Genomic DNA, 14908 nt, shown 5'->3' on the forward strand with positions numbered 1-14908 from the left:
CGCGTTGCCGCCGGGGCCTATTTCGCCCGCAGGTGGTGGCGCTTGCGCCAGGCCAGCACCGCGCCCGCCACCGCCGGGACCACGATCGCCGCCACCGAGATCAGGAAGACCGGTGACGTCGGTGTCGAGGCCCGGGCGCCTGCCACGACGTACGCGGCGACGTTCGGGATCGAGCCCAGCCCCGTCGCCAGCAGGAACGGCGCGTAGCGCATACGGGAGACGGACGCCGCGTAGTTCGCGGCCCAGAACGGCACACCGGGGAACAGCCGTACCGCCAGCATCGAGCGGAAGCCGTGCTTGCTGAACTGGTTGTCCGCCGCCTTCAGCAGCCGGCCGCGCAGCAGCGGGCGCAGCGCGTCCTGGCCGAGCATCCGGCCGAGCGCGAAGGAGAGCCAGGCCCCGAGCAGGGTGCCCGCCATGGCCGCGCCCATGCCCAGCGCCGAGCCGAACAGCGCGCCGGCCGCGAGGTTCAGGAACGGCCGCGGCACGAACGCCACCGTGATCAGGCCGTACGCCACAGCGAAGATCACCACCGCGGTGGTGCCCTCGACCTGGGGCGGCCAGCCCTGCGTCATCAGCTTCTGCGGCTCGAAGAGCAGCACCGACAACGCGGCCGCCGCCAGCAGGGCGACGAGCAGGGACAGCCGGGACCACGGCGACAGCAGCAGTCTTGTGCAGCGCGCGGTGAAGCTCACCGGACCGGACACGACAATGGTCAGCTCCTCGGCGGCGGCCGGGGGTACGGCCGTGGCGGTGCCAGAGCGGTTGGCATCGAGCATTCGGTGACACTAGCCGAAGCAGATGTGTGATCGCCGTATGGTTCCTGTCCATTGGGCGAAACCGGCGCCACGGAAAACCGTTCGACGTGCGGCGACGGATCGGCAATGATCTGCGTCATGTTCCGGTACGCCTTCCTCCTCGCAGCATCCGCAGCCGCGGATGCGCCGAAGGCTGCCGTGCCCGTTCTCGTGGCCGCTGCCGACGGCGCCCGAAGCTGACCCTCCCCGGATCGTCCGGCGGACCCCGCAGGGGGAGGGTCGGCGGTTCTCCGGGGTCCCCGCGTCCCGCCCTGACGAGACGCTTCACCGCAGTTCAGGCTTCGAGGTAGAGCCATGCCCAAGACGGCATACGTCCGCACCAAACCGCATCTCAACATCGGCACGATGGGCCACGTCGACCACGGCAAGACCACCCTGACCGCCGCCATCACCAAGGTCCTCGCCGAGCGCGGCACCGGCAGCACCACCCAATACGTTTCGTTCGACCGCATCGACCGGGCCCCGGAGGAGGCCGCCCGCGGCATCACCATCAACATCGCGCACGTCGAGTACGAGACCGACACCCGGCATTACGCCCACGTGGACATGCCGGGCCATGCCGACTACGTCAAGAACATGGTCACCGGGGCCGCGCAGCTCGACGGCGCGATCCTCGTGGTCTCCGCGCTCGACGGGATCATGCCGCAGACCGCCGAACACGTGCTGCTCGCCCGGCAGGTGGGAGTCGACCACATCGTGGTCGCGCTCAACAAGGCCGACGCGGGTGACGAGGAACTCACCGACCTCGTGGAGCTGGAGGTCCGTGAACTGCTCACCGCGCAGGGGTACGGCGGCGACTCGGTGCCCGTCGTCCGGGTCTCCGGGCTCAAGGCACTGGAGGGGGACCCGCGGTGGACGGCGTCCATCGAGGCGCTGCTCGACGCGGTGGACACGTACGTGCCGATGCCGGAGCGGTATCTGGACGCGCCGTTCCTGCTGCCGGTGGAGAACGTGCTCACCATCACCGGGCGCGGGACCGTGGTGACCGGTGCCGTGGAGCGGGGGACCGTGCGGGTCGGCGACCGGATCGAGGTGCTCGGCGCGGACCTCGAGACCGTCGTCACCGGCCTGGAGACCTTCGGGAAGCCGATGGACGAGGCGCAGGCCGGGGACAACGTGGCGCTGCTGTTGCGGGGAGTGCCCCGGGACGCGGTGCGGCGCGGGCATGTGGTGGCGGCGCCGGGGAGTGTGGTGCCGGCGCGGCGGTTCGCGGCGCGGGTGTATGTGCTGTCGGGGCGCGAAGGGGGTCGTACGACCCCTGTCTCGACGGGATACCGCCCGCAGTTCTACATCCGTACGGCGGATGTGGTCGGGGACGTCGACCTCGGTGAGGCGGCGGTCGCCCGGCCCGGGGACACGGTGGAGATGACCGTGGAGCTGGGGCGGGAGGTGCCGCTGGAGGCGGGCCTCGGGTTCGCCATCCGGGAGGGTGGCCGGACGGTGGGGGCGGGGACCGTGACCTCGGTGGAGTGAGGTCGCGGTGCGTGGGGGACCGCGGGCCGGTGGGGGCCGGTCGCGCCCACGCGGCGGAGCCGCGTACCGGCAAGGCCCCGCGCCGCGGGTAGGCATGGGCATCGCACAATGGAGAGGTGAACGAAGCCATACCCGTCGTCCGGGTCACCGATCACGGCACCGCCAAGCTCATGCCCGACGTCGACCGGGACCGGGCCTGGCTGCTGACCGTCGACGGGGCGCCCCAGTCGTACGTCGATCTCGACGCGCCGACGCATCTGGAGTTCGAGTACGCCCGGCGGCTGGGGTACGTGCTGGACGCGGTGGCGGAGACCGGGGCGCCCCTGGACGTGCTGCATCTCGGCGGGGGCGCCCTCACGCTGCCCCGGTACGTGGCGGCGACCCGGCCGGGGTCCCGGCAGGACGTCGTGGACGCCGACCGGGGGCTGCTGGACCTGGTCACCGAGCATCTGCCGCTGCCGGACCACACCGGGATCGCCCTGCACGCCGCCGACGCCCGGGGCTGGCTGGAGGGTGCTCCCGGAGACTCGGCCGACGTGTTGATCGCCGATGTCTTCGGGGGGTCCCGGATCCCCGCGCATCTGACCTCGCTGGGCTATGCCCGGGAGACCGAGCGGGTGCTGCGGGACGACGGGGTCTACCTGGCCAATCTCGCGGACTCCGCCCCCTTCGACTTCCTGCGCTCCCAACTCGCCACGTTCGCCGCCGTGTTCGAGGAGCTGACGGTCATCGCCGAGCCGGGGGTGCTGCGCGGTCGGCGGTTCGGGAACGCGGTGCTCATCGCCTCGCACCGGCCTGTCGACACCGCCGTGCTGGCCCGGCGCACGGCCGCCGACGTCTTTCCGGCGCGAGTCGAACACGGGCCCGCGCTGCGGCGGTTCGTCGGCGGGGCCGGGCCGGTCGGGGACGCGGACGCGGTGCCGTCACCCGAGCCCCCCGGCGGAACGTTCGGCATCGGGTGACGCCGGCGTCGGCTGTGCGGTGACCGGGACCGTGCGGCGGGTGAGGTGGCGGACGTCCGGCACCAGGAGGACCGCCGCCGTGACGGCGACGACCAGGCCCGCGCAGCCCCACAGCGCCGGACTCCGGCCGAAAGCGTCCTCCGCCGGGCCCGCCAGCGCGGTCGCCAGCGGCAGCAGGGAGACGGAGCCGAACCAGTCGTACGCCGAGACCCGGGAGAGCTTGTCCTCGGGTATCTCCTGGTGCAGCACGGTCATCCAGGAGACGCCGAAGACCTCGACCATCGTCCCGGACACGAACATCACCATGTAGAGGATCCCCACCGGGACGGGCACCGCCAGCGCCGCCGAGGGCAGGGCCAGCGGGAAGATGCAGAGGGTGCCGACGAACAGCGGCCGGCGGGGTTTCCAGCGGGTCATCAGCAGGGCGCCGGCCACCGTGCCCGCGCCGAAGGCGCCCAGCGCCAGGCCCCATGGGCCCGGTCCGCCCAGGCTGTCGCGGGCGACGAGCGGGCCGTAGACCGCGTCGGCGGCGCCCACCACCGCGTTCGCGATCGAGAACTGGACGACGATGCCCCACAGCCAGGGGCGCCCTTTGACCTCCTGCCAGCCCTCCCGGAGGTCGGCCAGCAGCCCCTCGCCAGGGGCGCGCGGCGGGATATGGCTGACGTCGAGGAACGAGCGCAGCAGGCCGGCGACGGCGAACGCGGCCGCGTCCACCGCCAGCACCCAGCCGGGGCCCACCGCCGCCACCAGCGCGCCGCCGAGCGCCGCGCCGCCCAGGGCCGCGCCCTGCATCGCGATCCGGAACACGGCGAAGGCGCGGCCCGCCTGCTCCCCGCTGACCGAGGACATCAGCATGCCCTCGGCCGCCGGGCTGAAGAACGCCTGGCCGGTGCCGCCCAGCGCGGTGAGCAGCATCATCTGCCACAGCCGGGGGTCACCCGCGAGCACCAGGACGGCGAAGGTGCCCTGGGAGAGGAAGTTGAGGCAGTTGGCCGCGACCATCACCCGGTGGCGGGGGAACCGGTCCGCCACCGCGCCGCCGATGAGCAGGAACAGCACCAGCGGAAGGGTCCGGGCGGCGGCCACCAGGCCGACGTCCCCGCCGTCGCCACCCGCGTCCAGGACCGCGAACGCGGCGGCGATCAGCGAGCCGCCCGCGCCCAGGCTCGTCACGACCGCCGCCGCGGTCAGCAGACTGTAGTTGCGGCCCGCCCAGCCGGGTCTGCGCAGGCGGGTGGGGGTGTCGGGGGCGTCGGAGGTGGAGGTCACCGCCTGACTATCCCTGCCGTCGGTCCGGCTTGCCAAACCGTTCGGTGGGCTTCAGGCCCCCCTGATCACATCAGCCGGCGGTCGGGGTGCCGTGCAGCCGGACCGTGCTGAGGATCTTCATGATCGTCGCGGTGGGGATCTCGCCGTGGACGCCCTTGGCGCCGTAGAAGTCCCAGGACACCAGGTCGCCGGCCGAGTTCTCGAAGCCGAACGTGATCGCCTTGCCGTCGCTCGCGCACTTGCCCTTCTGCGGGGTGTTCGCCGAACGCGCCCAGGCGTAGGCGCCCTTGAGGCCGGACGCGGTGGTGTAGGCGGTGGCCTTCTTGTCGTAGCCGATGCTCTTCTTGTCCGGCTGCGTGTAGCCGCCGTACACCCACCAGGGGACCTCCCGGACGGCCGCGTCACCGCCGCTCTTCGCGCCGCTCTCGCCCTTGGTGCCGACCGCCGCGAGGGACGTGTCCTCGGTCCTGCCGTCCTTGTCGTCGTCGCTCGTGCACCACTTCGACTTGTACTGGGCGGCCCCCGACATGGTGACGATCGGCTTGGCGTCCTTGTCCTCGAAGCCGATGGACGTACCGGGGGTCAGCACCTCCCAGTCGGCCGGCACGTCGAAGGCCGTGCCCCACTTGGGGTTCACGACGGTCTTCCAGCCGGCGACCGTCGGCTTCTCGGTCTCGTCGCCGCGCGGGTTGTCGTCCGTCGAGGCGGACGCGGAGACGGTCGGCGAGGGTGTCGGCGACCGGGTCGCCCGCTGGTCCTTGCCGTTGTCCGCCTTGTCGTCCTTGTCGCCGCCGAGCACCAGGAACCCGGTCACCCCGGCCGCCACGACGACGGCCGTGGCCGCGAGGATCGCGACCAGTTTCGTCCGGTTGCCGCCGCCTCCGCCCTGCGGTGCCTGCGGCCCGCCGGCCGGTCCCGGCGGACCCCACTGCGGCTGCTGCCCGTACCCGCCCGGCTGCGGATACTGCTGGTATCCGGGCTGCTGGTACGGGTTCGGCTGCTGGTAACCCGGTTGCTGATACGGGTTGTTCTGCGGGTACTGCTCGCCCCCTGGCGGCTGCTGTTCTGGCCACATGGCTCGTAACCCTAGTGCCGCCCGGGACGCCGTACATCCCTGGCGCCGGCGAACGCCACGCCGCCGGCTGGCCGCCACGATGACGACGATCTGCGCACCGGCACTGTTCAGACTCGGCTACTCGTGAGTAACATGGCCGTCATGAGCACAGACCAGATGTCGATCGGCGAGATGCTCGCCGCCACGGTCCCGATGGTGCGGACCCTCAACCTGGAGTACCTGGAGACCACTCCGGAGCGGGCCGTGCTGTCCCTGCCGGACCAGGGCGACTTCCACAACCACATCGGCGGGCCGCACGCGGGCGCGATGTTCACCCTCGCCGAGTCGGCGAGCGGCGCGATCGTCCTCGCCGCCTTCGGCGACCAGCTCTCCCGGGCCGTGCCGCTCGCCGTGAGCGCCGAGATCGCCTACAAGAAGGTGGCTCTCGGACCGGTCAAGGCGACCGCGACCCTGGGCCGCCCGATCGCCGACGTCGTCGCCGAACTCGACGAGGGCAAGCGCCCCGAGTTCCCGGTCGCCGTCGCCATCCAGCGCGAGGACGGCGCGGTAACCGGCGAGATGACCGTGATCTGGACCCTGCGCCCCAACGGCTGAGCTACTCCTCGATGAAGGCGAGGAGGTCGGGGTTGAGGACGTCCGGGTGCGTCGACAACATGCCGTGCGGGTAGCCGTCGTAGCTCTTGAGCCGGCCGTTCTTGAGCAGCTCGGCGGACTTCGGGCCGGCGTCGGCGTACGGCACGACCTGGTCGCCCGTGCCGTGCATGACGAGCACCGGGACCTCGATCTTCTTGAGGTCCTCGGTGAAGTCGGTCTCGGAGAAGGCCTTGATGCACTCGTAGTGCGCGTTGGCGGCGCCTGTCATGCCCTGGAGCCACCAACGGTCGATCAGCGCCTGCGACTTCTCGACCCCGGGCTGGTCGAAGTTGTAGAACGGCCCCGACGGCACGTCGATGTAGAACTGGGCGCGGTTGGCGGCCAGCGCGGCGCGGAACCCGTCGAACACCTCGATGGGCAGGCCCTCGGGGTTGCTCTCCTTCTTGACCATGACCGGGGGGACGGCCGCGACGAGGACCGCCTTGGAGACCCGCCCCGGCTTGGCCCGCGCGACGTAGCGAGCGACCTCGCCGCCGCCGGTGGAGTGGCCGATGTGCACCGCGTCCTTCAGGTCGAGGGCGTCGGTCAGCGCGATGACGTCGGCCGCGTAGGTGTCCATGTCGTGGCCGGTGGCGGTCTGGCTCGAACGGCCGTGGCCGCGCCGGTCATGGGCGATGACGCGGTACCCCTTGGACAGGAAGTACAGCAACTGGTTGTCCCAGTCGTCGGAGCTCAGCGGCCATCCGTGGTGGAAGACAAGGGGCTTGCCGTCGCGGGGGCCCCAGTCCTTGTAGAAGATGATCGTGCCGTCGGATGTGGTGACCGTGCTCATTGCTCATCCTTACGTGTGGGCGGCGGGTCCGGCGGGTTCGGCAGATCCGGCGGGTCCGGCCGGTCCTGGCCAGGCGTGGACTCCGCGGTCGAGAGGCGTTCGCCGGTTTCGAGTCGCGTCGGTCGCCCGCCGCCTCATCGCAGGGACGAGGCGGCCGACTGGATCACCTTCGTCACGGCTGCCGGGTCCGACACGAGCGTGAGGTGCGAACCGCCGTTGTAGACGGTCACGTTGGACTTCGCGCGGCGCGCCATCATCTTCTCCGAGCTGGGGGTGATGATCTGGTCGCCGGTGCTGATGAAGTACCAGGAGGGGATCGTCTTCCACGCCTCGTACTTGGACGGGGTGTTGAAGGCCACCGTGGTCGCGGCACGCTGGGTGGCCCACAGGTTGACCGCCTGGTCATGGGGCACACTGTTCGCGAACTTCGTGACGAACACGTTCTCCTTGAGGTACAGCGCGGACGCCTTGGACGGTGCGTTCGCGTACGGCACGGCGTCGTACAGATCGGCCGGCGACCCCTTGGACAGGACCGAGGTCGGGCCGCTGAGCTGCGCCGTGGTCTCCCCGACCGCCGGTACGGCGGCGTCGACGTAGACGAGTGCCTTGACGTTGGCGACTCCCTGGGCGGCGTTGGTGATCACCGAGCCACCGTAGGAGTGCCCCACCAGGACGATCGGGCCCTTGATGCTCTTGAGGAAGTACTGGACCGTCTGCGCGTCGGTCGTCAGGTTCTCCAGCGGGTTGCCGATGGCGCGCACCGTGTACCCCGCGCGACGCAGGAGGGTGGCCTCGCCGTTCCAGCTCGACGTGTCCGCCCACGCGCCGTGCACGAGCACGATCGTGGGTTTCGTCTGCTTCTCGGCTGTGTGCCCGGCGCTCGCCGCACCGCCCGGCGGGGCCGCGGCGGTCATGCCGGTGACGGCGATCGTGACTGCCGTCAGAGTCGTCGAGAGATTCCGCCGCCGCGCGGTGGACGCCATCGGAAGCCTCCTTGTTCCAGCTTTTCCGGAGGGAACGCGTCCCGACAGGAAGGAAGGGCCGCCGGCATCCGGATCGGAGAAGAGGCCCGCTGCACCGGTGAACACGTCCCTGGCTCTCCACACGACGGTAGCGCCATGCCGCCGCATCAGCACCTGGGCCCGGAACGGCCAGGCCGGAGCGCCGGAGAGGTCCGGGACAGGGACGTGCGGCCCCCTCTCGTGAGCGGTCGCCCGGCCGTACGCCCGGTGCCCTCGGCCGGCCGGCACCGCGAGCGGGGTGGACACCCTCAGCCGTACCGGCGGCCCGCCCCCGCGCCACTGGTCGTGCTGCCTTCCACCGCGGCCCCTCGACCGTCGCCAAAACCGCTTTCAGCTGTTGGGCCACGGCCGACCGCTGACACCGCCGGCCTGCCCGGCCGCCCGGCGGCCGAGCGGCTTCGCGGTGGCCGAGCGGCTTCGCGGTGGCCGAGCGGCTTCGCGGTGGCCCGGCGGGTGTACGGCTTCCCCCTCTCGCGTGGCTCGCTCAGGCGGCCCGGTCGGAGCGTCGTGCGGTCGCGTCGGCTGTCAGACCCGCCACGAACTCCTTCAGCCACGCCGTGAACTCGGGCCCCAGATCCGGGCGTTCGCAGGCGAGCCGGACCACCGTGCGCAGATAGTCGGCCTTGTCGCCGGTGTCGTAGCGCAGTCCGTCGAAGACGACCCCGTGCACCGCGCCGCCCGCGGCCAGTTCCTGGAGTGCGTCGGTCAGCTGGATCTCGCCGCCCCGGCCGGGCGCGGTCCGCTCCAGGACGCCGAACACCTCGGGGTCGAGGACATAGCGGCCGATGACCGCGTAGTTGCTGGGCGCGTTCTCCGGTGACGGCTTCTCCACCAGACCGGTCACCCGGACCACGCCGTCCTCGCCGCTGTGCTCGACGGCGGCACAGCCGTAGAGGTGGACCTGTGACGGGTCGACCTCCATCAGTGCCACCACACTGCCCTCGAAGCGGTCGCGCACCTCCAGCATCCGGCTGAGCAGGGTCTCGCGCGCGTCGATCAGGTCGTCACCGAGGAGTACCGCGAACGGCTGGTCGCCCACATGGTGCTTGGCGCACAGCACCGCGTGGCCGAGGCCGAGCGGGTCGCCCTGGCGGATGTGGTGGATGTCGGCGAGCCGCGAGGGGTCGCGTACGGCGTCCAGGCGCACGGTGTCGCCCTTGGCGGCCAGCGCCTGCTCCAGCTCGAAGGCGTTGTCGAAGTGGTCCTCGATGGCCCGCTTGTGCCGGCCGGTGACCATGAGGATGTCGTCGAGCCCGGCCTGGGCGGCCTCCTCGACGACGTACTGGATGGCCGGCTTGTCGACGACCGGCAGCATCTCCTTCGGGGTCGCCTTGGTGGCGGGCAGGAACCGGGTGCCCAGTCCGGCGGCAGGGACGACGGCCTTGCGCACCGACCGGGGGGACGTGGGGGCGGGGGAGGTGTGGGGGGCGGTCATGCGGCACATGCTGGCCCACCGGGATGAGAGCGGGCCGAGAGAAACGTGGGAGACGGCTGTGGAAGGCCGCGTTCCGCCGCCGGGGACCGTGGCCGCCCGGAGTTGAAGGTTTCGTGTGCCATCGGGCCCGTGGCGCACACAAGTTGAACCTGTGAACCCGCTGAATCCAATCCGCTTGTGGATACCGACGGTAACTTATCTGAATTTCCAGAACTCTGAACCTGGGTCACCCCGACTTCTTGTTTCCTGTGAGGCCCGTGTGCGAAGGTGAGCCTCCCCGCGGGAGGGCCCAGAGACCGACATGCTCGTCGGTCCGGTCCTTATGGGCTCCACAAGGTATGCACCAATCAGGCACTGCATTCCGTCAGGACGCCATTTCGCATGCCGTCCTGCGGCTCGGAAGGAAATGGTTCAGTGCAATCCCCCCACCCCCCACGCCCGCCCTACCCGCCTCGTCCCGGTTCGAGCCCGGGGGAGTCCGACCGTGATCTCATCGCCCAGCTCACCGGAACCCCCGCGGCCAGGCACCATGCCGTCGCCCTGCTGCTCACCCGCCACTGGCGCGCCACCTGCGACTACGCGGTCGTCTGCCTCGCCTCCGCCACCCCCGTCGCGCAGCTGGTCGCCAGCGCCGCCTTCGAGCGGGTGCTCGGCCGGCCGGCCGGCGGCGCGGTCGGCGGCGCCCTGCGTCCGCAGCTCCTGGTCGCCGTACGGGAGACGGTCCGCGCCTGGGCGGCCGACGAAGCCATTTCCGTGGTCGTACCGGAACTGCGCAAAACCACCGGCGGCCGCGGACTCAGCGCGGCGAGACCCGGCACCCCGGAAAGACGGCAACTCGCAGAACGCGCTTTCCGGGCTCTTCCCTGGGCCTCGCAATGCCTCCTCTGGCACACCGAGGTCGAAGCTGAACCCATAAACATACCCGCCGGTCTGTTGGGTGTCGACGCCCCTACCGCGACAGCCGCCCTCGATCAGGCCCGTGAACAATTCCGGGTCGGCCTGGTACGCGCCCACCGGGAACTCGCGCCTTCGAAGGAATGCCGTTTCTACAACCGTCTCCTCGACGTCCCCATTCGCCGGGGCGGCGCTCTGCTCCCCGATGTGCAGAAGCACCTGACGGTGTGCCGGTTCTGCCGGCACGCCGCCGAACAGCTCAGCCATTTCGACGGCGGCCTGGAGGTGCTGCTCGCCGAGACCGTGCTCGGCTGGGGTGCCCGCCGCTATCTCGACTCGCGGCCCGGCCACGGCGCCGTCGAGGCCTGGCCGACCGGTACCGAACCCGAACCCGCGGCGGTACCCGGCGGCCGGCACCGCACGGTGTCCGAGGGCGGCAGACGCAAGGCCTTGCTGGCGGGCGCCGGCCTGGTCTCCCTCGCACTGCTCGCCACCGTGCTCGTGGCCAAGGGCTGGTCCGACGACAACGCTGTCCCGCACCCCGGCACCACCTCCTGGGGCGCCCCCGGCACCAGCACCACCCGGCCCGGCCCCGACCGGAAGGCGTCCGCCGGCACCTCACCGTCACCGGCCTTGGCGGGCGAGCCCGTCGAGATCGCCCACGGCAGGCTGCGCAGCCTCGATGCCGGGCTCTGCCTGGACGTGCGTGGCGGCCGGCCGCGGCTGGGCGCGGACCTGCGGCTCGGCACGTGTTCGGACACCGGGTCCCAGCAGTGGTCGTACCAGGACGACGGCCTGCTGCGCGGCGCGCTCGACCCCAGCCTCTGTCTCGCCGCCGACCCGGGCACGCACCGGGTCGTGCTCTCCGGCTGCCTGGTGCACGCGGGCGAGGTGTCGTACGACCTGACGGTCCGTGGTGAGCTCCTGCTGCGCTGGGACAAGGACCTCGCGCTGGCGGTGGACGGCACGAAGGTGGTGGTGGCCCGGCGCGACGGGTCGTTCCAGCAGCGCTGGGAGCTGGCGCCGGGCGGCGGGGGCGCGCCGGTGACCCCGGACGCCACGCACTCCGCACCGCCCGGGCCGAAGAAGGGCGAGCCGTCGGGAGTGCCCGCGCCCCCGGCCGTGCCGGACGATCCGCAGGACGACTCCGGGACGCCGCGGGAGCCGTACAGCACGCGGGTCGCGCAGGTCGGCTCCCATGACGACCCGGCCCCGGCCGAGCCGCAGATGCCGGCCGAACCCGTCGGATCGCTCGCCGGAACGGTCGGCGGCGTCCTGGAGGCCGTGCCGGCCACGGTGACGGGTGTCGTGAGCGGGGTGGGAAGCCTGCTCGGCTAGCCGGCCGGCGGAGGGCCGCGCGCCGAAGCGGTGGAGGGCCGGCGGGTGGATCGGTGGAGGGCCACGGTGTGAGTGGCCCTCCGTTTTCGGTTCTTGTCGGCGTCGGGCCGTTTCTTGTTCAGATCGTTGACACGAGTCACCACCGGATCTACGTTTCCGACGCGCCGGTGGTGCGGTTGACGGTCCGTCAAGGACGTGTGGCGGATGGTGCGTTCACATGCCGAACGCGGTCCGGGCACCCGGGCGCGCCTTCGCGGTCCACATCGTCGTGCCCGCACACCGAAGGAGTGACGGCTCATGTCCGAAACCGTCTCCCGACGATCCGCCCTGCGACTGACGGCCGGCGCCGTCGCGGTCGCCGCCGCGGCCACCGGCGGACTCGTCTCGCTCACGTCCGCCGCCGCGGCGGCGGGGCGACCCGAGGCCGGAGCCGGCCCCCGGGTCGAGCGGCTGATCGCCAGACTCACGCTGGACGAGAAGATCTCCCTGCTGCACGGGGCCACCGACCCCGACTCGCTCGGCCAGGCCGGCTACGTGCCCGGCGTCCCCCGGTTGGACATCCCGCCCCTCAGACTCGCCGACGGCCCGGCCGGGGTCCGTATCACCGAACACGCCACCGCCCTGCCCGCCCCCGTCCTGCTCGCCTCCGCCTTCGACCCCGGGCTGGCCCGCCGCTACGGCCGGGTGATCGGCCGCGAGGGCCGCGCCCTCGGCCAGGACGTCCTGCTCTCCCCGATGGTCAACCTCATCCGCACCCCCTACGCGGGCCGCAACTTCGAGACCTTCAGCGAGGACCCGCTGCTCGCCTCGGACCTGGTCGCCGCCGAGATCGGCGGCATCCAGGGCGAGGGCCTGATCGCGACCGTCAAGCACTTCGCGCTCAACAACCAGGAGAAGGACCGCAATTCGATCGACGTGCACGCCGGTGAACAGACCATGCACGAGATCGAGCTGCGCGGCTTCGAGGCGGCGGTGGCGGCCGGCACCGGCGCGGTCATGGGCGCCTACAACAAGGTGAACGGCACCTTCGCCTGCGAGAACAAGACCCTCCTCACCGACATCCTGCGCGATCAGTGGGGCTTCCGGGGCTGGGTGATGACCGACTGGTTCGCCGCGCACAGCACGGTCGCCGCGATCACCGCCGGCCTCGACATGGAGATGCCCGACGGGACGTACTTCGGTACGGCCCTCAAGTCCGCGGTACAGAACGGCAGCGTGGCCGAGAAGTACCTCGACCGGGCGGTACGGCGGATCCTCTCGGTGATGGACCGCTTCGGCCTCCTCGACGGCAGCGCCCCGCCGCGCCCCGGCCGCGACGCCGAGGCGGGCGCGGCCGTGGCCCTGGAGGTCGCCAAGGCCGGCGCGACCCTGCTGCGCAACGAGCGCCGCACCCTGCCCCTGGACGACGGCGGCATCGCGGTGATCGGACCGACCGGCGGCCTGCCCTTCGTCAGCGGCGGCGGCAGCGCCCACGTCATCCCCGACCACGCCGACAGCCCCCTCGACGCCATCAGGGCCCGGGCGCACGGCACGGTCACCTACGCACTCGGCGAGGACCTCTTCGGCAAGGCGGTGCCCGCGACCGCCCTCAGCCCCGCCTTCGACAGCGAGGGGCAGCAGGTCGCCGCCGGGAAGGCCTGGGAGTACGACGGCACGCTCACCGTGGGCGAGACCGACGAATGGACTCTGATCCTCCATTTCTCGTCCGCGGCCACCGCCCGGCCCACGGTCCTGCTGGACGGCGAGGACCTGTTCCCCCTCGCGCCCGGATACGGCGAGTACTTCTCCGGGGGGCTCGTCGCCGTCGCCCCCGACGGCCTCGGCGTCCGCCGTGCCACCCGCCAACTCGCGAAGGGCGCACACCAGTTGAAGATCACGGCGGCGGGCGGCGACTCCGGTCTGCTGTTCCGGCTGCGCCGGATCACGGGAGCCACCCGGGCCCAGGACGTCGCCGAGGCCGTGAGCGCGGCCCGCGCCGCACGCCACGCCGTGCTGTTCGCCTACGAGGACGCGACCGAGGGCCTCGACCGCACGACCCTCGCCCTGCCCGGCCACCAGGAGCAGCTGATCCGGGCCGTGACCGCGGCCAACCCGCGCACCACCGTCGTCCTCAACACCTCGTCGTCCACCTCGATGCCGTGGCTCGCGGACGCCGGGGCCGTGCTCCAGATGTACTACCCCGGCCAGGAGGGCGCGGCCGCCACCGCCGCCGTCCTCTTCGGCGACAGCGACCCCGGCGGGCGCCTCACCCAGTCCTTCCCGGTCGACGACGACCACCACCCGGTCGCCGGCGACCCGCTCCGCTACCCCGGCGTCGACGGCACCGAGGAGTACTCGGAGGGCATCCACGTCGGCTACCGCTGGTACGACGCGCACGGCGTGCGGCCCCTCTTCCCCTTCGGACACGGACTGTCGTACACCTCCTTCGCCTACTCCGACGCTCAGGCACGCTGGACGCGCGGCGGTCTGGAGGTGACGTTCGGCGTGCGCAACACCGGGCGCAGGACGGGGGTCGAGGTGCCGCAGGTGTACGTCGGACCCTCGCCCGACCTCCGACTCGACCAGGCGGTACGGGTGTTGGGCGGGTTCCGGCGGCTGGAGCTGCGGGCGGGGGAGCGACGGCGGGTCACCGTGCGGGTCGCCGCGCGCACCCTGTCGTCGTGGGACGCCCGGCGTCATCGCTGGACGCTCGGCACCGGAGCGCGCACCGTCTGGGTGGGCGCCTCGTCGGGCGACCTGAGGCTGCGCACCCGCGCACGGGTGAGCGACTGAGATACTGAATCCGCGTCAATGGGCGGTCGGCGGGCGAAGGCTCTCCGGCCGCTTTACTTCAAGGGTTTACGAGGATTTTCCCGATCGTGTGTTTCATGTGAAGTAATACACTTGCCGACAGGTTTTTGTCAGGCTTGGGTCAGGGTTGGTGCAGGCTTCGTACAGGGACGAGCGCCACCGTTTCCGGTGTGCCACGATCGAGCCAGCGGACCGAAGTCATCCGGAATTTACAGAGCTCGGCCCGGCCGCACGGGGTGTTGCGTCGGGGTGAGTGCCGGGTGAATGACCGGGGCGCTTTGACGGTCTTGTGACGGTGTGACGCCAGTGCTCCACCGGTTCGACCGCCGTTCCGGTGCAGAGGATTGCTCGGATTTTCGGCTCTTGCGGTGAATTCCCCCGACTGGCCGAATCAATACCCCCG

At 71.7% G+C, this 14908-nt stretch carries 11 protein-coding genes; 5 read left to right on the forward strand and 6 right to left on the reverse strand.

Annotation, left to right across the window (positions count from 1 at the left end):
* Positions 1-17 precede the first annotated feature (17 nt).
* Positions 18-779: a VTT domain-containing protein gene (locus AB0D59_RS41540; RefSeq protein WP_362576461.1), complete on the reverse strand. Its 762-nt coding sequence runs from the start codon at positions 777-779 to the stop codon at positions 18-20.
* A 333-nt stretch (positions 780-1112) separates the two neighbouring features.
* Between AB0D59_RS41540 and tuf the strand changes: the two genes are divergently transcribed.
* Positions 1113-2291, forward strand: coding sequence for an elongation factor Tu (gene tuf, locus AB0D59_RS41545; protein ID WP_362576462.1), 1179 nt, complete (start codon positions 1113-1115; stop codon positions 2289-2291).
* Between the two features lie 116 nt (positions 2292-2407).
* On the forward strand, positions 2408-3253 hold the full coding sequence (locus tag AB0D59_RS41550; RefSeq protein ID WP_362576463.1) for a fused MFS/spermidine synthase: 846 nt from the start codon (positions 2408-2410) through the stop codon (positions 3251-3253).
* Here AB0D59_RS41550 and AB0D59_RS41555 read toward each other — a convergent pair.
* Positions 3215-4525 (reverse strand): MFS transporter, encoded by a 1311-nt coding sequence (locus AB0D59_RS41555; RefSeq protein WP_362576464.1) that lies wholly within the window; start codon positions 4523-4525, stop codon positions 3215-3217. The two genes, AB0D59_RS41550 and AB0D59_RS41555, sit on opposite strands and share 39 nt — an antisense overlap.
* Positions 4526-4595: 70 nt before the next feature.
* Positions 4596-5600: a hypothetical protein gene (locus tag AB0D59_RS41560; protein WP_362576465.1), complete on the reverse strand. Its 1005-nt coding sequence runs from the start codon at positions 5598-5600 to the stop codon at positions 4596-4598.
* A gap of 156 nt (positions 5601-5756) precedes the next feature.
* On the opposite strand from AB0D59_RS41560, the gene AB0D59_RS41565 reads away from it, so the two are divergent.
* A complete protein-coding gene (locus AB0D59_RS41565; protein ID WP_362576482.1) occupies positions 5757-6194 on the forward strand; it encodes a DUF4442 domain-containing protein in 438 nt (145 codons plus the stop codon).
* 1 nt (position 6195) lies between these two features.
* On the opposite strand, the gene AB0D59_RS41570 is transcribed toward AB0D59_RS41565, so the two are convergent.
* From AB0D59_RS41570 to galU, 3 genes are all read right to left on the reverse strand, one after another.
* Positions 6196-7026, reverse strand: coding sequence for an alpha/beta hydrolase (locus AB0D59_RS41570; RefSeq protein ID WP_362576466.1), 831 nt, complete (start codon positions 7024-7026; stop codon positions 6196-6198).
* A 134-nt stretch (positions 7027-7160) separates the two neighbouring features.
* Positions 7161-8009, reverse strand: a complete 849-nt coding sequence (locus AB0D59_RS41575) for an alpha/beta hydrolase (protein WP_362576467.1) — start codon at positions 8007-8009, stop codon at positions 7161-7163.
* A 523-nt stretch (positions 8010-8532) separates the two neighbouring features.
* Positions 8533-9483 carry a UTP--glucose-1-phosphate uridylyltransferase GalU gene (gene galU, locus AB0D59_RS41580; RefSeq protein ID WP_362576468.1) on the reverse strand — a complete coding sequence of 317 codons (951 nt, stop codon included), beginning with the start codon at positions 9481-9483 and terminating at the stop codon, positions 8533-8535.
* Between the two features lie 414 nt (positions 9484-9897).
* Here galU and AB0D59_RS41585 point away from each other — a divergent pair, with 414 nt between their 5' ends.
* Both AB0D59_RS41585 and AB0D59_RS41590 read left to right on the forward strand, forming a co-directional pair.
* On the forward strand, positions 9898-11715 hold the full coding sequence (locus AB0D59_RS41585; protein WP_362576469.1) for an RICIN domain-containing protein: 1818 nt from the start codon (positions 9898-9900) through the stop codon (positions 11713-11715).
* Between the two features lie 297 nt (positions 11716-12012).
* Positions 12013-14487 carry a glycoside hydrolase family 3 N-terminal domain-containing protein gene (locus AB0D59_RS41590; RefSeq protein ID WP_362576470.1) on the forward strand — a complete coding sequence of 825 codons (2475 nt, stop codon included), beginning with the start codon at positions 12013-12015 and terminating at the stop codon, positions 14485-14487.
* Positions 14488-14908: the final 421 nt, after the last annotated feature.

The organism is Streptomyces sp. NPDC048417 (genome assembly GCF_040651615.1).
GTDB lineage: Bacteria > Actinomycetota > Actinomycetes > Streptomycetales > Streptomycetaceae > Streptomyces.

Excerpts from the sequence above, each read along its gene's own strand:
- AB0D59_RS41540 (WP_362576461.1), bottom strand. The coding sequence starts at position 779 with ATGCTCGATGCCAACCGCTCTGGCACCGCCACGGCCGTACCCCCGGCC.
- tuf (WP_362576462.1), top strand. The coding sequence starts at position 1,113 with ATGCCCAAGACGGCATACGTCCGCACCAAACCGCATCTCAACATCGGC.
- AB0D59_RS41560 (WP_362576465.1), bottom strand. The coding sequence starts at position 5,600 with ATGTGGCCAGAACAGCAGCCGCCAGGGGGCGAGCAGTACCCGCAGAAC.
- AB0D59_RS41565 (WP_362576482.1), top strand. The coding sequence starts at position 5,757 with ATGTCGATCGGCGAGATGCTCGCCGCCACGGTCCCGATGGTGCGGACC.
- AB0D59_RS41570 (WP_362576466.1), bottom strand. The coding sequence starts at position 7,026 with ATGAGCACGGTCACCACATCCGACGGCACGATCATCTTCTACAAGGAC.
- AB0D59_RS41575 (WP_362576467.1), bottom strand. The coding sequence starts at position 8,009 with ATGGCGTCCACCGCGCGGCGGCGGAATCTCTCGACGACTCTGACGGCA.
- galU (WP_362576468.1), bottom strand. The coding sequence starts at position 9,483 with ATGACCGCCCCCCACACCTCCCCCGCCCCCACGTCCCCCCGGTCGGTG.
- AB0D59_RS41590 (WP_362576470.1), top strand. The coding sequence starts at position 12,013 with ATGTCCGAAACCGTCTCCCGACGATCCGCCCTGCGACTGACGGCCGGC.